This window comes from Actinoplanes sp. CA-131856 (genome assembly GCF_050956135.1).
Classification (GTDB): domain Bacteria; phylum Actinomycetota; class Actinomycetes; order Mycobacteriales; family Micromonosporaceae; genus Actinoplanes.
Genome location: NZ_CP191849.1, coordinates 137767 through 156046 on the forward strand (window position 1 = coordinate 137767; position 18280 = coordinate 156046).

18 protein-coding genes are annotated in these 18280 nt (G+C 70.5%); 15 read left to right on the plus strand and 3 right to left on the minus strand.

Annotation, left to right across the window (positions count from 1 at the left end):
• Positions 1 to 4: 4 nt before the first annotated feature.
• The 6 genes from ACQP2X_RS00650 to purL all read left to right on the plus strand — a co-directional run bounded on the left by ACQP2X_RS00650 (position 5) and on the right by purL (position 7075).
• Complete coding sequence (locus ACQP2X_RS00650) at positions 5 to 523, plus strand: ArsR/SmtB family transcription factor (RefSeq protein WP_498693635.1); 519 nt, start codon at positions 5 to 7, stop codon at positions 521 to 523.
• Positions 523 to 1776 carry an MFS transporter gene (locus ACQP2X_RS00655; RefSeq protein WP_498693639.1) on the plus strand — a complete coding sequence of 418 codons (1254 nt, stop codon included), beginning with the start codon at positions 523 to 525 and terminating at the stop codon, positions 1774 to 1776. Before ACQP2X_RS00650 ends, ACQP2X_RS00655 begins: the two co-directional genes overlap by 1 nt.
• On the plus strand, positions 1773 to 3194 hold the full coding sequence (gene purB, locus ACQP2X_RS00660) for an adenylosuccinate lyase (protein WP_498693640.1): 1422 nt from the start codon (positions 1773 to 1775) through the stop codon (positions 3192 to 3194). Before ACQP2X_RS00655 ends, purB begins: the two co-directional genes overlap by 4 nt.
• Before the next feature lie 292 nt (positions 3195 to 3486).
• Positions 3487 to 3744, plus strand: a complete 258-nt coding sequence (purS, locus tag ACQP2X_RS00665; RefSeq protein ID WP_097326998.1) for a phosphoribosylformylglycinamidine synthase subunit PurS — start codon at positions 3487 to 3489, stop codon at positions 3742 to 3744.
• A complete protein-coding gene (purQ, locus tag ACQP2X_RS00670; RefSeq protein WP_498701352.1) occupies positions 3741 to 4451 on the plus strand; it encodes a phosphoribosylformylglycinamidine synthase subunit PurQ in 711 nt (236 codons plus the stop codon). Before purS ends, purQ begins: the two co-directional genes overlap by 4 nt.
• A complete protein-coding gene (gene purL, locus ACQP2X_RS00675) occupies positions 4451 to 7075 on the plus strand; it encodes a phosphoribosylformylglycinamidine synthase subunit PurL (RefSeq protein ID WP_498693641.1) in 2625 nt (874 codons plus the stop codon). Before purQ ends, purL begins: the two co-directional genes overlap by 1 nt.
• Before the next feature lie 63 nt (positions 7076 to 7138).
• On the opposite strand, the gene ACQP2X_RS00680 is transcribed toward purL, so the two are convergent.
• Entirely contained in the window at positions 7139 to 8731 is a 1593-nt protein-coding gene (locus tag ACQP2X_RS00680) for a carboxypeptidase-like regulatory domain-containing protein (RefSeq protein WP_498693643.1), read from the minus strand.
• Positions 8732 to 8998: 267 nt separating this feature from the next.
• Here ACQP2X_RS00680 and ACQP2X_RS00685 point away from each other — a divergent pair, with 267 nt between their 5' ends.
• From ACQP2X_RS00685 to amcA, 5 genes are all read left to right on the plus strand, one after another.
• Entirely contained in the window at positions 8999 to 9370 is a 372-nt protein-coding gene (locus tag ACQP2X_RS00685) for a sterol carrier family protein (protein WP_498693645.1), read from the plus strand.
• A gap of 102 nt (positions 9371 to 9472) precedes the next feature.
• Positions 9473 to 11020, plus strand: a complete 1548-nt coding sequence (gene purF / locus ACQP2X_RS00690; protein ID WP_498701354.1) for an amidophosphoribosyltransferase — start codon at positions 9473 to 9475, stop codon at positions 11018 to 11020.
• 34 nt (positions 11021 to 11054) lie between these two features.
• Positions 11055 to 12188, plus strand: a complete 1134-nt coding sequence (gene purM, locus ACQP2X_RS00695; RefSeq protein ID WP_498693646.1) for a phosphoribosylformylglycinamidine cyclo-ligase — start codon at positions 11055 to 11057, stop codon at positions 12186 to 12188.
• A gap of 129 nt (positions 12189 to 12317) precedes the next feature.
• A complete protein-coding gene (amcB, locus tag ACQP2X_RS00700) occupies positions 12318 to 13421 on the plus strand; it encodes a cyclophane-forming radical SAM peptide maturase AmcB (protein ID WP_498701356.1) in 1104 nt (367 codons plus the stop codon).
• Positions 13390 to 13617: a multiple cyclophane-containing RiPP AmcA gene (gene amcA, locus ACQP2X_RS00705; protein ID WP_498693649.1), complete on the plus strand. Its 228-nt coding sequence runs from the start codon at positions 13390 to 13392 to the stop codon at positions 13615 to 13617. The genes amcB and amcA overlap by 32 nt, the downstream gene beginning before the upstream one ends.
• 119 nt (positions 13618 to 13736) lie before the next feature.
• Here the strand turns inward: amcA and ACQP2X_RS00710 are convergent, their stop codons facing one another.
• Positions 13737 to 13949: a DUF3073 domain-containing protein gene (locus ACQP2X_RS00710; protein WP_097326961.1), complete on the minus strand. Its 213-nt coding sequence runs from the start codon at positions 13947 to 13949 to the stop codon at positions 13737 to 13739.
• Positions 13950 to 14165: 216 nt separating this feature from the next.
• Positions 14166 to 15245, minus strand: a complete 1080-nt coding sequence (locus tag ACQP2X_RS00715) for a Glu/Leu/Phe/Val family dehydrogenase (RefSeq protein WP_498693650.1) — start codon at positions 15243 to 15245, stop codon at positions 14166 to 14168.
• 154 nt (positions 15246 to 15399) lie between these two features.
• Here ACQP2X_RS00715 and ACQP2X_RS00720 point away from each other — a divergent pair, with 154 nt between their 5' ends.
• From ACQP2X_RS00720 to ACQP2X_RS00735, 4 genes are all read left to right on the plus strand, one after another.
• Entirely contained in the window at positions 15400 to 16239 is an 840-nt protein-coding gene (locus ACQP2X_RS00720; RefSeq protein WP_498656278.1) for a DUF8083 family protein, read from the plus strand.
• A 282-nt stretch (positions 16240 to 16521) separates the two neighbouring features.
• Positions 16522 to 16731 (plus strand): BldC family transcriptional regulator, encoded by a 210-nt coding sequence (locus ACQP2X_RS00725; protein ID WP_014687221.1) that lies wholly within the window; start codon positions 16522 to 16524, stop codon positions 16729 to 16731.
• 192 nt (positions 16732 to 16923) lie between these two features.
• Positions 16924 to 17700, plus strand: a complete 777-nt coding sequence (locus ACQP2X_RS00730) for a class I SAM-dependent methyltransferase (RefSeq protein ID WP_498693653.1) — start codon at positions 16924 to 16926, stop codon at positions 17698 to 17700.
• Positions 17697 to 18239, plus strand: coding sequence for an RNA 2'-phosphotransferase (locus tag ACQP2X_RS00735; protein WP_498693654.1), 543 nt, complete (start codon positions 17697 to 17699; stop codon positions 18237 to 18239). Before ACQP2X_RS00730 ends, ACQP2X_RS00735 begins: the two co-directional genes overlap by 4 nt.
• Positions 18240 to 18280 lie beyond the last annotated feature (41 nt).

The following is an 18280-nucleotide window of genomic DNA, read 5'->3' on the forward strand; positions in this document are numbered from 1 at the left end:
CAACATGTCTTTGGGAGATGACTCGGGGCGGGCGTCGCTGAGGGCGACGGCCCATCCCGTACGACTGCAGATCATGTCCCTGCTCACCGGCGCGCCGATGACCGCGGCCGAGGTGGCGCGGGAGCTCGGCCTGACCCATGCCAACGCCAGCTATCACCTGCGCAACCTGCTGGCCGGCGGCCTGATCGTCCAGGCCGGCGAGGAGAAGATCCGCGGTGGTGTGGCCAAGAGGTACCGCTACGACACCAAGCGCGACCACGCGCCGGAGGAGCCGGAGCAGCGGCGCGCCCTGTTCGCGGCCCTCGGCAGCGAGCTGATCCGCCGCACCGCGTCCGGCCGCTTCGGCGGGAAGAACGGCCTTCTGGGTGACGGCGAGTTCTGGATCGAGCCCGAGACCTGGCTCGAGCTGCGATCGAAGTTCGTCGAGCTGGTCGACGAGCTGCATAATGCCGCGCGCCCGCCGCGCACTCCTGGCACCATCCGCACGAGCACGACCGTCGCGATGTTCGAGATGGAGTCCTGATGGGTGCCCTCACGCCACTGAAGTACGGCCCGTTCCGCCTGCTCATCACCGGGCGGACGATCAATGCCCTGGGCAACTCGTTCGCGACGCTCGCGCTCGCGTTCGCCGTGCTCGACCTCACCGGCTCGACCAGCGATCTCGGCCTGGTGGTCGGCATCCGCACGCTGGTCAACGTCATCTTCCTGCTGTTCGGCGGCGTGCTCGCCGACCGCATGCCCAAACAGGTGCTGATGGTCGGCTCCAGCCTGGCCGCCGCGCTCTCCCAGGGCATCGTGGCGTTCCTCGTGCTCAACGACATGGCCACCGTCCCGCTGCTGATCGTGCTCGGCGCGTTCAACGGCATGGTGGGCGCGCTCGCGCTGCCGGCCAGCTCCTCGATCCTGCCGCAGACCGTGCCGGCCGACATTCGCCAGCAGGCCAACGCCATCAACCGGCTGACCCTCAACTCGGCCGTCATCCTCGGCGCCCCGCTGGCCGGCGTGGTCGTCGCCGCCACCAACCCGGGGTGGGGCATCGCCATCGACGCCGTCACCTTCTTCCTCGCCGGGCTGGTCTTCATGGCCCTGCGGTCGCTGCCGGCGGCGGAGAAGCCCAAGGACGCGGCCCGGCCGCACATCTTCGCCGACCTGCGCACCGGCTGGACCGAGTTCTGGTCGCGCACCTGGCTGTGGGTCGTGGTGGCCGCCTTCTCGGTGATCAATGCGTGCTGGGCCGGCGGCCTCTACGTGCTCGGGCCCGCGGTCGCCGATGAGACCTTCGGCCGCCGGGCCTGGGGCTTCGTGCTGGCCGCGCAGACCGGCGGCATGATCATCGGCGCGCTCATCGCGATGCGGCTGCGGGTGCGCCGCCTGCTCCTGCTGGGCGCCGCGAGCACGTTCGGCATGGCCCTGCCGCTGCTCCTGCTGGGCCTCTATCCGCAGGTGGTCGTGCTGGTGGTGGGCGCGATCCTGGCCGGTGGGCTGCTCGAGCAGTTCGGTGTCGCCTGGGAGACGACCATGCAGGAGCATGTGCCGGCCGACAAGCTCGCGCGCGTGTACTCGTACGACATGGTCGGGTCCTTCGTGGCCATCCCCATCGGCGAGCTGCTGGTCGGTCCCATCTCCCACGTCGTCGGTGTGGAGGCGACCCTGGTCGGCGCCGGTGTGCTCGTCGTCCTGGCCGTCCTCGGCATGCTGGCCAGCCGGGACGTCCGCACGCTGCGTCACGAGCTGCCGGAGCGTGATCCCGGGCCCGTGAAAGAATCGGTCGCGTGACCATCCCGAACGTTCTTGCCTCCCGCTACGCCTCCGCCGAGCTCGTCGAGCTCTGGTCCCCGGAGGAGAAGATCAGGATGGAGCGCCGGCTCTGGCTCGCCGTCCTGCGCGCCCAGCGTGACCTCGGGGTGTCGGTGCCCGAGGGTGCCGTCGAGGCGTACGAGGCGGTGCTCGACACCGTCGACCTGGCGTCGATCGCCGAGCGTGAGCGGGTCACCCGGCACGACGTGAAGGCGCGGATCGAGGAGTTCAGCGCGCTGGCCGGCTTCGAGCAGATCCACAAGGGCATGACCTCGCGTGACCTGACCGAGAACGTCGAACAGCTCCAGATCCGGGCCTCGCTCGAGCTCATCCGGGCCCGCGTCATCGCCACCCTGGCCCGCCTGGCCGAGCGCGCCGTCGAATATTCCGACCTGGTCATGACCGGCCGCTCGCACAACGTGGCGGCCCAGGCGACCACGCTCGGCAAGCGGTTCGCGTCGGCCGCGCAGGAGCTGCTCATCGCGTACGAGAGGCTCGACGATCTGATCGGCCGTTACCCGCTGCGCGGGATCAAGGGCCCGGTCGGCACCGCCGCCGACCAGCTCGACCTGCTCGACGGCGACTTCGAGGCGCTGGCCGTGCTCGAGCAGCGGGTGGCCGGTCACCTCGGCTTCAACCGGGTGCTCAGCAGCGTCGGCCAGGTCTATCCGCGCTCGCTCGACTTCGACGTCGTCTCGGCGCTGGCCCAGATCGTCGCCGGTCCGTCGTCGCTGGCCACCACGATCCGCCTGATGGTCGGCCAGGAGCTGGTGACCGAGGGCTTCAAGCCGGGCCAGGTCGGCTCGTCGGCGATGCCGCACAAGATGAACACGCGCTCGTCCGAGCGGGTGAACGGCCTCGCCGTGATCGTCCGCGGCTATCTGTCGATGGTCGGCGAGCTCGCCGGCGACCAGTGGAACGAGGGTGACGTCTCCTGCTCGGTGGTGCGCCGGGTCGCGCTGCCGGACGCGTTCTTCGCCACCGACGGCCTCTTTCAGACCTTCCTCACCGTGCTCGACGAGTTCGGCGCCTACCCGGCCGTGATCTCCCGCGAGCTCGACCGCTTCCTGCCGTTCCTGGCCACCACCAAGATCCTGGTGGCCGCGGTCCGCAAGGGTGTGGGCCGCGAGGTCGCGCACGAGGTGATCAAGGAGCACGCGGTCGCCGTGGCGCTGGCCATGCGCGAGAAGGGCGCGCCGGTGAACGACCTGTTCGACCGGCTCGCCGACGACGGCCGGCTCCAGCTGAGCCGGGCTGAGATCGACGCGCTGGTGTCGGACCGGGCCGCCTTCGTGGGCGCCGCCCCTTCGCAGGTGCGCTTCGTGGTCGACCGTGTCGCCACGATCGTCGCGGCCCACCCGGAAGCGGCGAAATACGCGCCCGCGCCCATCCTCTGAGGCTGCCGCCGGGGCGCGGCGGAGCTCGACCGTCGCGCCACGCCCCAGCGGAACACTGACGTTAGGGGCCGCCGGCCGGGCCGCCAAGACTCAGTTGCCACCTATCACGGTGTGATGACCGTCGCCCCGGTTGTGGAGAAATTGAAGCTTTGATCGTTCTAGTGGCTGAGATCACCGCCGAAATCGCCTGCTCAGCCTGGTCGGCGTCGTCTGCGCGACACCGGCCGACACGCCCGCCACGTGGATCGCAAGGTAGGCTCCACGTGCTTACACCTATCAGTCAGGAGTGCCCGTGGCTCGCGTCGTGGTCGACGTCATGCTCAAGCCGGAGATCCTCGACCCGCAGGGCCAGGCGGTCGCGAACGCGCTGCCCCGGCTCGGCGTCACCGATGTCTCCTCCGTCCGGATCGGGCGGCGGATCGAGATCGAGTTCGCCGGCGAACCCGACCTGGACCGGGCTCGGGAGATCGCCGACAAGCTGCTCGCCAACCCGGTGATCGAAGACTTCTCGATCAAGGTCGAGGACGACGCGAAGGCCGAGGTCGCCTGACCATGCGCATCGGTGTGGTCACCTTCCCGGGTTCGCTGGACGACGGGGACGCGGCCCGCGCCGTGCGCCTCGCCGGCGCCGACGCCGTCCGCCTCTGGCACGGCGACCCCGACCTGCACGGCGTCGACGCCGTGGTGCTGCCCGGCGGCTTCTCCTACGGCGATGCCCTGCGCTGCGGCGCGATCGCCCGGTTCGCCCCGGTCATGGAGTCGCTCATCGACGCGGCCCGCGGCGGCCTTCCGGTGCTCGGCATCTGCAACGGCTTCCAGATCCTCTGCGAGGCCCACCTGCTGCCCGGTGCGCTCACCCGCAACCAGCACCTGCACTTCCGCAACCGTGACCAGTGGCTCCGCGTCGAGTCGGCGGACACCGCCTGGACCAACGCGTTCACCTCGGGCCAGGAGATCCTGATCCCGGTGAAGAACGGCGAGGGCTGCTACGTCGCCGACCAGCGGACGCTGGACGCGCTCGAGGCCGAGGGCCGGGTGGTCGCGCGGTACATCCGCGGCAACCCGAACGGCTCGCAGCGCGACATCGCCGCCGTCACCAACGAGGCCGGCAACGTCGTCGGCATCATGCCGCATCCGGAACACGCGGTGGAGGCGCTGACCGGTCCGTCGCTCGACGGCCTCGGCTTCTTCACCTCGGTCCTGCGGGCCCTGGCCGGGGCGTCCGCGGGTGCTTCGCACGCAGGGGGACACCAGTAATGACCACGCAGCCGGAGACGGCAGCGCCGAACCAGAAGCCGACCGGTTTTGCCGCGACGGACGTGCTGGTCAACGAGTTCGACGGCGGCCCCGACACTGTGCACCGGGCCTTCCAGACCGCGGACGAGCTGCAGCCGCACACCGAGTTGGGCCTCAAGGACGACGAGTACGAGCGCATCCGGCAGATCCTGGGCCGGCGACCCACGGCGTCCGAGCTGGCGATGTACTCGATCATGTGGAGCGAGCACTGCTCGTACAAGTCGAGCAAGGTGCACCTGCGCCAGTTCGGCGAGAAGGCCCCGCGCAGCGACCGCATGCTCGCCGGCATCGGTGAGAACGCGGGCGTCGTGCAGATCTCCGACGAGATCGCCGTGACGTTCAAGGTCGAGTCGCACAACCACCCGAGCTTCGTGGAGCCCTACCAGGGCGCCGCGACCGGCGTGGGCGGCATCGTCCGCGACATCCTCGCCATGGGCGCCCGCCCGATCGCGGTGATGGACCCGCTGCGCTTCGGCGCCGCCGACCACCCCGACACCGCCCGGGTCCTGCCCGGCGTGGTCGCCGGCATCGGTGGCTACGGCAACTGCCTGGGCCTGCCCAACATCGGCGGCGAGATCGTCTTCGATCCGACGTACCAGGGCAACCCGCTGGTGAACGCGCTGAGCATCGGCGTGCTGCCGGTCGAGCGCCTCCAGCACAAGGAGGCGGCCGGCGTCGGCAACATCGTCGTGCTGCTGGGCGCCCGCACCGGGCGCGACGGCATCGGCGGCGTCTCCGTGCTCGCCTCGGCCACCTTCGACGAGGAGGCCGAGCAGCGCCGCCCGTCGGTGCAGGTCGGCGACCCGTTCATGGAGAAGCTGCTCATCGAGAGCTGCCTCGAGCTGTACGACGCCGGCCTCGTGGCCGGCATCCAGGACCTCGGCGGCGCCGGCCTGACCTGCGCGCTCACCGAGACGGCGGCCGCGGCCGGCACCGGCATGCGGGTCTGGCTCGAGCGGGTGCCGCTGCGCGAGGCGTCGATGTCGCCCACCGAGATCCTGGCCAGCGAGTCGCAGGAGCGCATGCTCCTGATCGTCACGCCGGAGAACCTCGACGCGGTGCTCGCCGTGGCCGAGAAGTGGGGCGTGTGGGCCACCGCGATCGGCGAGGTCACCCCGGCCGGCGAGGACGGCTCCCCGGGCCGGCTCGTCATCACCTGGAACGACCACGTCGTGGTGGACGTGCCGCCCGGCTCGCTCGCCGACGACGGCCCGGTCTACGCCCGCCCGATCCGCGAGCCCGCCGACCTGATCCTGCTCCAGGCGGACAAGGCCGAGACGCTGCCGCGCCCCTCCACGGGCGACGAGCTGCGCGAGACCGTCCTGCGGATGGCCGGCTCGCCCAACCTCTGCGACAAGACCTGGGTCACCGAGCAGTACGACCGGTACGTACTCGGCAACACCGTGCTCGCTCAGCCCGAGGACTCGGGCGTGCTGCGCATCGACGAGCGCACCGGCCTCGGTGTCGCCCTGTCCGTCGACGGCAACGGCCGCTTCGCCCGCCTCGACCCGTACGAGGGCGCGAAGCTGGCGCTGGCCGAGGCCTACCGGAACGTCGCCGTCACCGGCGCCGAGCCGGTGGCCGTGACCGACTGCCTCAACTTCGGCTCGCCCGAGGACCCGGCCGTCATGTGGCAGTTCGCCGAGGCCGTCCGCGGTCTGGCCGACGGCTGCCAGCTGCTGGGCACCCCGGTGACCGGCGGCAACGTCAGCTTCTACAACCAGACCGGCGCGGCCGCGATCCACCCGACCCCGGTGGTCGGCGTGCTCGGCGTCTTCGACGACGTGGCCCGGCGGATCCCGATGGGCTTCCCGGCCGTCACCGGCGACGGTGACCTGCTCTTCCTGCTCGGCGAGACCGCGGCCGAGCTCTCCGGCTCCGAGTGGGCGTGGGTCACCCACGGCCACCTCGGCGGACGCCCGCCGAAGGTCGACCTGGAGCACGAGCAGCGCCTGGGCGTGCTGATGGCCCGTGCCTCCCAGACCGGTCACGTCGTCGCGGCGCACGACCTCTCCGACGGTGGCCTCTCGCAGGTCCTGGTCGAGAGCACGCTGCGCCGCAACGTGGGCGCCCGCGTCACGCTGCCCGAGGACGGCAACTCGGCGTTCGTCCAGCTGTTCAGCGAGTCGTCGGGCCGGGCCCTGGTCGCGGTGCCCCGCGGGCGTGACAAGGCGTTCGTCGCCCTGGCCGCCGAGCTCGGCATCGCCTGCGTCCAGATCGGTGTCACCACCGCTGAGCCGGTGCTCGAGGTGGGCGGCCAGTTCAGCATCCCGCTGGACGAGCTGCGCGAGGCGCACACGGCGACGCTGCCGGCCCTGTTCGGCGGCGCGGCCGAGCTGGCCAACCGGCACGGCGACCCCGAGCACGCGGCCGACCCGTCCGCTCCGGCGCGACCGGACCGCGGCGACGAGGTCCTCGTGACGGCGGCGGCCGGCGCGGCGATGGAGTCGGCGGCCCCGATCGAGGCCGACGGCATCCCGGCGGCGTCGGTGGCCGAGGTCAAGGAGCCGGTGCCGGCCGAGGGCGCCTCGGTCACCCTCGAGCTGACCGAGCCGAAGCCGGGCGGCCCGATCGACCCCGCCTGATCCGTCTCAGACGACATCGGCCCCGCACCTCGAAAGGTGCGGGGCCGATCTCGTTGTGCCGGATCAGTAGCGGCGCTGACCGCGCTGGTCGTAATCGTCCTGGTCGTAGCCGCCGTTGTACTGCTGGGTGTGGCCGCCGTACTGCTGGCCGCCGCCCTGCTGCGGGGGATAGCCACCGTTGTCGTGGTCGTCCCAGCCGCCCTGCTGCTGCTGGCCACCCTGGTCGTAACCGCCGTAGCCGCCGTTGTCGTGCTCGTCCCAGCCGCCCTGCTGCTGGCCGCCGTACTGCTGCTGGCCGCCCTGGTCGTAACCGCCGTAGCCCTGATCGTCCTCGGGGCGGTAGAAACCGGTGGGCTCGCTGTAGGACCCGTAGCTGTTGTCAGCCTGCTGGCCGCCGTACTGCTGGGTGCCACCGCCGTACTGCTGCGTACCGCCGCCGTACTGCTGGGTGCCACCCCCGTACTGCTGGGTGCCCCCGCCGTACTGCTGGGTGCCGCCCTGCTGGCCGTCGTCCCAGCCGCCGGCGCCGACGTAGCCGCCCTGGGGCGGAACCGGAGCGCCGTACGGGTCGGGGAACTCGTCCTCGGCCGAGGGCACCGGGCGCTGGAGCATGGTCGGCGCGTCGGCCATGCCGGGCGCCTGCGCGATCATGGTGGCGTCGTTGGCGCGGCCGCCGCCGACCGGCGCCGCCACCCGTGTCGCGTCGTTGAACCGGCCCTGGCTCGGCGGGACCGCGCCGCCCGACGGCGACATGCCCGTCGGGTCGTCGTCGGGGCCGTCCGGCGGGTTGTTCTTGCGGCGCATCCAGACCAGCACGATCGCGCCGATGCCGGCCGCGACCAGCAGGACGCCGATGATGATGTAGAGCCAGGAGCTTCCGCTGTCCTCGCTCGCGGCCGCGTTGTTGGCCGGGGTGCCCTCGTCCACGGTCTCCGTGGTCGCCGGCTGCTCCTCGGCCGCGGACTCCTCAGCGGTCGGCGCGGCGCTGACCGTCGCGGACGGCGTCGCCGACGGCGTGGCCGACGGGGTCTCCACCACCTGCGACTTCAGGGTCAGGTTTTTGCTGACCGTGCGGTCGGCCGACGCCTGGATCGTGACCGTGGCCGAGTCGAAGCCCTGCTTGGCCGCCCCGATCGTGAGGGTGCCGGGCGCGATCGGCCTGCTGTCGGTCGAGGAGAACGTGTAGTTGCCCGACCCGCTCGACGTCGTCTCGAACGTGGCGCCCGTGCTGTCACGCAGGCCGACCTGGGCGCCGGAGACGCTCTTGCCGTCCTGGTCCCTGACCTTGCCCGAGACCTGGCGGACGGTCTGCGGCTTGTCCGGGCCCTTGACCGTGATGTTCGCGGTGGCGCTGTCGGTCTCGCCGTTGATCGAGGCGGTGACCCGGACCTGCACCTGGCGGGTGTCGCCGGCGTTCACGTTGGGCGCCGTGAGGCGCGCGTTGAACCCGCGGTCACCGCCGGCGTCGATCTGCGTGACGCCCGAGCAGTCGCCGGAGCAGCTCATGCCGGTGACCTGATAGGCGACCGTGACTCGCCCCGGGTTGCCGCCGCCGGGCTGGCCCTCGCCGGGGTCGACCTCGGGGGCCGACACGCTGTACTGCATGTTCAGCTGGCCGCCGGTGAGAACCTCGGTCTGCAGGTTGGTGATCTCCACTGAGGGAGGGTCGGCCAACGCCGCCACAGGCGCTACGAATAGGCTGCCTGCGACCACAGCCAGTAACGCACCGCCCTGCAACGCCCGGGCTCGTAGGTGCGTCGTCACCATCCACCGCCTTCCGGTCGCACGGTCTCCCGGCTGCTCTTCAGGTGCCGGTTACATCCCGCGACTAAAACACCGTCGGCCACTATGCCTTGTCACACGTCCATCGCGCGACCCAGGGCCGCGTACCAATCTCGGCCGACCGGGTCGTATCGTCCCGACATGTCCGCTGCGAAGAATAAATCCGAGTCCGTGATCCGGGCGTTGGACGCGCTGGACCGCGGCGCCGAACCGGAGAGAACGGTGCTGCGTGACGCGGTGCGCGCGCTGCTGACCGAGTTGTCCCGCCGTGCGCCTGGCCGATCGGTGGAGGTGCGAATTCCGCCTTTCGGTGCGATTCAGTGTGTTCCAGGTCCCAGGCACACACGCGGCACACCGCCCAATGTGGTCGAAGCCGATCCGATCACCTGGGTGCTCGTGGCCACGCAGCGTGTGAGCTGGGCCGATGCGGTGCGTGACGGACGGCTGCGAGCGAGCGGTATCCGTACGGATCTGAGCGAATACCTTCCGTTGACCGGCGCGTCCGCCGATTGACAGCCCGAGCCGTGACCCTTCCCCTCGCGTACACTGGGCGGTCGGGAGCGGAGCGGTGGACCCCCACTCACGTTCGAGCAGATCAGCATGAGGGAGCGACAGGTGCCCCGAGGCGACGGCCGGTTGACCGACGATCTCGACCCCCAGGAGCGCGGCCCCCAGGATGCCTGCGGCGTCTTCGGTGTCTGGGCCCCCGCGGAAGAGGTCGCCAAACTCACCTACTTCGGGCTCTTCGCTCTTCAGCACCGTGGCCAGGAGGCCGCGGGCATCGCTGTGAGTGACGGCTCCGGCGTGGTGGTCTACAAGGACCTGGGCCTCGTGTCACAGGTCTTCGACGAGCCGACGCTGGCCAGCCTGCGCGGCCACCTCGCGATCGGCCACACGCGCTACTCGACGACCGGCGGGTCGAACTGGGAGAACGCGCAGCCCACGATCCGCGCCACCACGGCCGGCACGACGATCGCGCTGGCGCACAACGGCAACCTGGTCAACACGGCCGAGCTGGCCCGCGAGGTCGCCGAGCGCGGCCTCGAGGCAGACATGGCCACCTCCGACACCGCCCTGGTGACCACCCTGCTGGCCAGCCGCCCCGACCTGTCGGTCGAGGCCGCGGCGCTCGAGGTGCTGCCGGGCCTGCGGGGCGCGTTCAGCTTCGTCTTCATGGACGAGAACACGCTCTACGCGGCGCGCGACCCCCAGGGCGTGCGTCCGCTGGTGCTGGGCCGGATGGAGCGCGGCTGGGTCGTGGCCAGCGAGACCGCCGCCCTCGACATCGTCGGCGCCAGCTTCGTCCGTGAGGTCGAGCCGGGCGAGATGCTCGCCGTCGACGAGCACGGCCTGCGGTCCACGCGGTTCGCGTCGCCCGAGCCCAAGGGCTGCCTGTTCGAATACGTCTACCTGGCCCGCCCCGACACCACGATCGCCGGCCGCAACGTCTACTCGGCCCGTGTCGAGATCGGCCGTCGCCTGGCCAAGGAATATCCGGTCGAGGCCGACCTGGTCATCCCGGTGCCCGAGTCGGGCACCCCGGCCGCCATCGGCTACGCCGAGGCCTCCGGCATCCCCTACAGTGCCGGCCTGACCAAGAACGCCTACGTCGGCCGGACCTTCATCCAGCCGTCGCAGACGATCCGCCAGCTCGGCATCCGGCTCAAGCTCAACCCGCTGCGCGAGGTCGTGCGGGGCAAGCGCCTGGTCGTCGTCGACGACTCGATCGTCCGCGGCAACACCCAGCGCGCGCTGGTGCGCATGCTGCGTGAGGCGGGCGCGCTCGAGGTGCACGTCCGCATCTCGTCGCCGCCGGTGAAATGGCCGTGCTTCTACGGCATCGACTTCGCCACCCGCGCCGAGCTCGTCGCGAACGGTCTGGAGATCGATGGCATCCGCCGCTCGATCGGCGCCGACTCCCTGGGTTATGTTTCCCTGGACGGCCTGGTGCAGGCGACCGAGCAGCCGAAGTCGCGCCTCTGCATGGCGTGCTTCGACGGCGAGTACCCGATCGAGCTCCCGGCCGGCAACCTGATCGGGAAGCATGTGCTCGAGGGTGTCGGCAAGCGGGCGTCGATGCCGTCCGCGACCGACGAGGCCGCGACCGCGGCGGTGGCGGAGCTCGAGACCGAGTACGAGACCGCCGTCTCGCACCACCAGTGACTTTGATGTACCAAGCAGCTCTAAGGGGAGAACCGTGACGCACGTGTCCGAGCGCAACAACGCCGGGTCCAACCAGCCGTGGACGGCCGGTGCTGGACGCGGCGGTGCTCGCAAGCGCACGTCCACCTACGCGGACGCCGGCGTCTCGATCGAGGCCGGCGACCGCGCGGTCGAGCTGCTCAAGTCGAAGGTGAAAAAGACCGCGCGGCCCGAGGTGATCGGCGACCTGGGCGGCTTCTCCGGCCTGTTCCGGCTGAACACTCAGAAGTACAAGAGCCCGATCCTGGCCTCGTCGACCGACGGCGTCGGCACCAAGCTCGTGATCGCGCAGCAGCTCGACATCCACGACACGATCGGCATCGACCTGGTCGCCATGGTCGTCGACGACCTGGTCGCCTGTGGCGCCGAGCCGCTGTTCCTGCTCGACTACATCGCCTGCGGCGAGGTCGTGCCGGACAAGGTGGCCGAGATCGGCGCCGGCATCGCCGACGGCTGCCGCTACGCGGGCTGCGCCCTGCTCGGCGGCGAGACCGCCGAGCACCCCGGCGTGCTGCGCCCGGACGAGTACGACGTGTCGGCCACCGGCGTCGGCGTGGTCGAGGAGAGCGAGATCCTCGGCCGCGAGCGGGTCGAGGTCGGCGACGCGGTCATCGCGATGCGCTCCTCGGGCCTGCACTCCAACGGCTATTCGCTGGTGCGGCACGTGCTGCTCGGCGCGGGCCGCATGCGGCTCGATTCGGTGGTCGACGACTTCGGCACCCAGCGGACCCTGGGCGAGGAGCTGCTGACCCCGACCAAGATCTACGCCAAGGACTGCCTGGGCCTGATCGAGGAGACCGACGTCCGCGCGTTCTCCCACGTCACCGGTGGCGGCATCCCCGGCAACCTGGTGCGCGTGCTGCCCGAGCACGTCGACGCCGTGGTCGACCGTTCGACCTGGCGCCCGCAGCCGATCTTCGACCTCATCCAGGCCAAGGGCCGTATCGAGGACCACGAGATGGAAGCCACGTTCAACATGGGCGTCGGCATGTTCGCGGTCGTCTCGGCCGACGACGCCGACCGCGCCATGGCCTATCTGACCGGCCGCGGTGTCGAGGCCTGGCAGGTCGGCGAGGTCATCGAGGGCACCGGCGAGGTGCAGATGATGGGGCAGTACACCCGCGGCTGACGCCGGGTTCCGGGATGAACATGAAATGATCCGCGTGTGTCGATGTCGGGCACATGCGGATCTTTCGTGTTCGGGTGGACTGCGGGGCTTAGCGTGTCGGGGGTGTCAGTGGCCGGGAAGTGGAGCGGGATGCGCGGCATCGCGCCCGTGCCGACGTACGTCGTCATGCAGCCCACGACGCTCTGCAACCTCGACTGTTCCTACTGCTACCTGCCGTTCCGCGCGGTCGACAAGCGCATGCCGGTCGAGGTGGCCCGGGCCGTGGCCACGGCGGTCGAGCCCTGGACGGCCGGCGGCCGGTTCTCGGTGGTGTGGCACGGCGGTGAGCCGCTCGCCGCGGGCCGGGACCACCTGGCCGCGCTGATCGCCCCGTTCGGCCCCGAGGTCGAGCATCACGTGCAGACCAACGCCACGCTGATCGACGACGCCTGGTGCGAGTTCTTCACCGAGCACCAGATGCGGGTCAGCGTCAGCGTCGACGGCCCGGAGGCCCGCAACGGTGAACGGGTCACCCGGGGTGGCCGCCCGGCGTACGACCGGATCATGCGTGGCGTCGAAGCGCTCCGCCGCCACGACATCCCGTTCTCGGCGCTCTGCGTGGTCGGCGATCCGCGGCCGGGCGTGGCGGCCGAGCTCTACGACTATTTCCTCGCCCTGGGCTGCGACGTGCTCGGCATCAACGTCGAAGAGCTGGAGGGGGTCAACACCCGGACCAACGGCCACGACGCGGCCGAGGTGACGGCCTTCTGGTCCGAGCTGGTGTCGGCCTGGCGCCGCGATCCGCGGATCCACCTGCGCGAGGTGGAGTGGTCGCTGCGATACGTGGCCGCCGTCCTCGACGGCACGGCCGACCAGTTGCTGCCGCGCCGGCTCGACCCCATCCCGACGATCGCCCACGACGGCTCGGTCGTGCTGCTCTCGCCCGAGCTGGCCGGCTTCTCGGACCCTCACTACGGCGACTTCACCAGCGGAAACGTCCTGAGGACGCCGCTGGGCGACATTCTGGCCGGCGCCGAGGGGTCGCCCTGGATCGCCGAGTTCCTGCGCGGGGTGGAGTCCTGCCGCGCGACCTGTCCCTATTTCGGCTTTTGCGGCGGGGCCCACGCGGCCAACCGCTACTTCGAGACCGGCCGGTTCGACACCACCGAGACGGACCACTGCCGGAACAGCAAGATGCGCCTACTGGAGGGAGTGCTGGACCATGCCCGAGATCATGAACCCACGGCTGTCTGACGACGCGGGGAGCGATCCGGTGACGGCACGGGTGCGAGACACCCGGGCCGGGTTGGCGGCCCTCATCGCCGAGGCGGAGGAGGCTCGCCGACAGCGCGCGGAGGGCACGTCGGAGGACGGCGGCTCAGCGGTCTGCGCCTGGAACCACTTCGAGAACATTCCCACGTTCTACAACTGGAACAACCGCCCACGGTAGGGCGGCGGTTCTAGCCCACGCGGGCTGGCACCCGCGTGGGCTTGTGTTGAACCGTTGGTTAGAAGGTGACCACGACACACGGAAGCACGCGGTCGGCCGCGTGCTCTGTGCAATACGGGTCAGCGCCTTGTCGGCGACCAGGTGTCCTGGTCGTCGTCAGCATCATCCTCGTCATCGTCGACGAACTCATCGTTGTCGTCGTCGAAGTGACGGTCGGACTGGCGTGTACCCGCCAGTTCGCGCTGCAAGGCGGTGAGGTCGGTGTTCGGGGAGTGGTATTTCAACTCCCGGGCCACCTTCGTCTGCTTGGCCTTAGCACGGCCGCGCCCCATGGCTCGACCCCCTCGCACAGAATTCGGGGCAGCCCGAAGGCGGGCCCCGATGACGTCAGGCATCTCTCGTGGGTCTTACGGTACATGGACGATGCCTTGTTTGGCACCTCGGGTTGCCTGTGACACTGCCGCGCGTCGCGGTTTTCCGTCCGAAGACGCGCGGCAGGTCCGAAACCGCTCCCGTTTCGACCGGATCGCCCGGTCAGAGGGCTGCGCTCAGCCCAGGTAGATGGACCGGAGCCGGCCGACCTCGGCCATCCGCTGCTCGGCGAGCCGGTCGGCCGCGACCGCGGGCGAGACGCCCTCGGAGTCGGCGAGCTGGAGGATCCGGCGGGTCGTCTCGAAGATCCCGGTCGCGCGCAGCTTGGCCCGCTCGAAGTTGAAGCCCTCGATCTCGTCGGCCACCTGGATCACGCCGCCGGCGTTCACGAGGTAGTCGGGCGTGTAGAGGATGCCTCGTTCGGCAAGGGTCTTCTCGATGCCGGGGTGGGCCAGCTGGTTGTTGGCGCCCCCGGTGACGACCTTGGCCCGCAGCGCGGACACGGTGTCGTCGTCCAGCGCCCCGCCCAGCGCGCACGGCGCGTAGACGTCGAGGTCGCTGGTGATCAGGGCCTGGGTGTCGGCCACGAGCTCGATCTGGGGATAGGTGGTGCGGGCCCAGCTGAGGGCGGCCTCGTTCACGTCGGTGGCGATGACCGCGGCGCCGTCCTCGACGAGATGGCCGGCCAGATATTTGCCGACCTTGCCGAGGCCGGCGATGCCGACCGTGCGCCCGGCCAGTGTCGGGCGGCCCCACGCGTGCTCGGCGGCGGCCCGCATGCCCTGGAAGACGCCCCAGGCGGTGAGGATCGAGGAGTCGCCGGCGCCGCCGTGCTCGAGGCTGCGGCCGGTCACATAGCGGGTCTCGCGGGCGATGACGTCCATGTCCGGCACGTAGGTGCCGACGTCGCAGGCCGTGTAGTAGCGGCCGTGCAGCGACTCGACGAAGCGCCCGTACGCCCGCAGCAGGCCCTCGGACTTGGCGCGGGCCGGGTCGCCCCAGATGACCGCCTTGCCGCCGCCCAGGTCCAGGCCGGCGAGAGCGTTCTTGTACGCCATCCCGCGGGAGAGCTTCAACACGTCCGCGAGCGCGTCGGCCTCGCTCTCGTACGGATAGAACCGGGTGCCACCGAGCGCCGGCCCGAGAGCCGTCGAGTAGATCCCGATGATCGCCTTGAGGCCGGTCTGCCTGTCCTGGCAGAAGACGACCTGTTCGTGACCGGTGGCGTCGGTGCCGTCGGTGTCGAACACGCCCATGGCTGTTCTCCTGATTCTTCTGTTGTGGCCCTCGTGGGACCGGTTGTCCCGGCGGGGGTGGGCCGGACATTTGCGAGCCTAGTCGTGACGCCCCCTGCGGGATTACGTCCGCGCGGGAAGTTCCGCTCGGCCGATTTCGTGAAAGACTTCCGCCGTGCCGTCACTGTTCGCGTCGTACCTACGGGTTTACGAGCCGCTGACCGCGTTCGATCGTGACCGCCAGGTCTTCTGGCGGCGCTACGCCCGGGAGGGGCGCGATCTGGGGCCGGTCGACGGCCCGGTGCGGCAGCGCACGGCGGTGCTCGAGGCGCTCGGGGCCGGCTGGACCAGGCTGCCCGACCTGCCCGACGAGGCGTACGTGCTGCAGTGGGGTGACTCTCTGCTGGTCTGCCCCTGGAACCTGCGCCTGCGGGTGGCCGAGGCCGCGCTGAACGCGCGCGACGGGGTGCCCAGCGTGCTGGCCGACGCCTTCGTGCCGCCGGTGCTGGCCGGGCAGGCCAAGGCCATCGTCGAGGACTGGCGCAGCGGGGCCAAGGTGCTGGAGCACGGCGTGCCGCGGGTGCACGAGCAGATCGCCACCTGGGGTGTGCCGCTGCGCTGGTTCGCCTTCGTCGACCTCGAGGAGCGGGAGTTCTCGCTGACCCCCGAGGGGCGCACGCTGCGCTATCGCACGGAGATCTCGAAGGCCCGGCGGCGGGCGCACCGCGCCGTCGCGGTGCTGCGCAAGTCGCTGGGCGACGCCCCGATCACCGAGGCGGTCGAGGAGGGCACCCGCTGGCTGGAGGAGTTCCACCCGCGGTCCATCGTCGAGCTCGATTACGGCGGCCTCGTCAACCTTCTCCCGGATGACGACCTCGCGGCGGACGATTCACCCGGACTGGTGGCGGCCGGACTTTCCGCCCTGTCCCGCGGCGACGCCGACGACGCCTCGGCGGTCTACGAGAAGCTCGTCGAGCGGTGGCGGGCCGTCCAGTTGCTCGAGCGCTGCAACTGAGCTGCGGAAATAGGGACAGACCGGCGGGTTTCGCGGTCCGTGGGAACGCTCCCGAAGTGAATACTCTTCGTAATCACCGCTGGCCGAAGCGTGATAATCGGACTAAACGAGACACTATCTGGCGTAGAAAACACGCAAAAATCGGGCATGCTTCATCCGTCTATCTGGGGACGTTCGTCCGTTCGGCCCATGTCGGACATCGGGGACTAGCCGGACCATGAGAGACGCACCGGCCGGCGGGACCCCGGCCGATGTTCGTAGGTACCTGTGGAGGAGTGACCGATGGCATCGCGTACGCACGATCCTGAGCCGCTACTAACGCCGGCAGAGGTGGCGTCGATGTTCCGTGTCGACCCGAAGACCGTCACCCGGTGGGCGAAGGCCGGCAAGCTGAGTGCGATCCGCACTCTGGGCGGCCACCGTCGTTACCGGGAGTCGGAGGTTCGCGCCCTGCTGCAGGGGCAGATTCCCACGCAGCGTCAGGGCGACTGAGCGGACCTCAGTCGGTACGAAAGATCGTTGTAAGGGGCGACGTCGGGGAAGGCGATCGCCCCTTCCTCGTTTCTTGATCAGGTTCTCTTTCACCTGGAAACGAGGAAGTACGTCCGCCGTGACGGCCCCGGCCGGACGTATTTCACCGGAACCGAGTTGCCCTCGGGCGTTCCTACGCCAAGGGTTGGCACCATGGAACAACCACCGATCGGCGACGTCTTCGGCGAGATGATCCGGGACGCGTACGCGGTACACACCGGAGTCGGGCCCCGCCCCCTGGCCGGCGGCCGCGTGCCCCGCCCGGTGATCGAGGTGATCGAGCGCGACGACGGCCTGATCAACGGCGCCCCGGCCGATCACTATCTGGCCGCGCCCGGCGATTGGCAGCCGCACGACCACCGCGCCCTGCGACTCTGCCGCGGGCACGTTCTCGACATCGGGGTCGGAGCCGGCCGTACGGCGGTGGAGCTCCAGAAACGCGGCATGGCGGTGACCGGGTTGGACACCTCGCCGGGGGCCATCGAGATCGCCCGGCGCCGGGGCCTGCGCGACACCGTGATCAACACGGTCGACGCCTACGCGTCGGCCAGCGCCCGGTACGACACGTTCCTGCTGCTCGGCAACAACCTCGGGCTGCTCGAGGGTCCGCAGCGGGCGCCGGTCTTCCTGGACGCGCTGGCCCGGCTGGCCAACCCCGGGGCGCGGCTCATCGCGCAGGGCACCGACCCCTACGGCACCACCGACCCCGTGCACGTCTCGTACCACCAGCGGAACCGCGAGCGCGGGCGGCTCGGCGGCCAGCTGCGCCTGCGGCTGCGCTACCGGCTGCTGGCCACCGAGTGGTTCGACTATCTGAACTGCTCGATCGAGGAGCTGGCGGCGCTGGTCGAGGGCACGGCGTGGCGGCTGAAGGCGGTCGACGACGGCGACCGGCCCTATTACGTCGCGGTCCTGGAGCTGGCGGGATGAGCGTCAGCCGCCGGATCGCCTTTCTCCTGCGGCACCGGCCCGAGACGGCCGGCCTCACCCTCGACGCGAACGGCTGGGTGCCGGTCGGTGATCTGCTGGCGGCGCTCCCGATCGACCGGTCCGAGCTCGACGAGATCGTGGCCACCGACGAGAAGTCCCGGTACGCCATCGAACGCCGGCCCGACGGGTCGGAATGGATCCGCGCCAACCAGGGGCACTCGCGCCGGGTCGCCGTCGACCTCGGGCTGGCTCCCGCCTCGCCGCCGGCGGTGCTGTTCCACGGCACGCCCCGCCGCAACCACGCGTCGATCATGCGCGACGGCTTGCGCCCGGGTAGTCGTCACCACGTACACCTGTCGCCCGATGTGCCGACGGCGCTGGTCGTCGGCCGCCGGCGCTCGGGCGAGGTGATGGTGTTGCGCGTGGCCGCGGGGGCGATGGAAGCGGCCGGGCACGTCTTCCACCGCAGCGAGAACGGGGTCTGGCTGACCGATGCCGTGCCTCCGGAGTACCTCCTGCTAGAACCGACAAATCCGTAATATCCGCGACTCCACAGTGATCAATGCCTTACCCGCCGTTA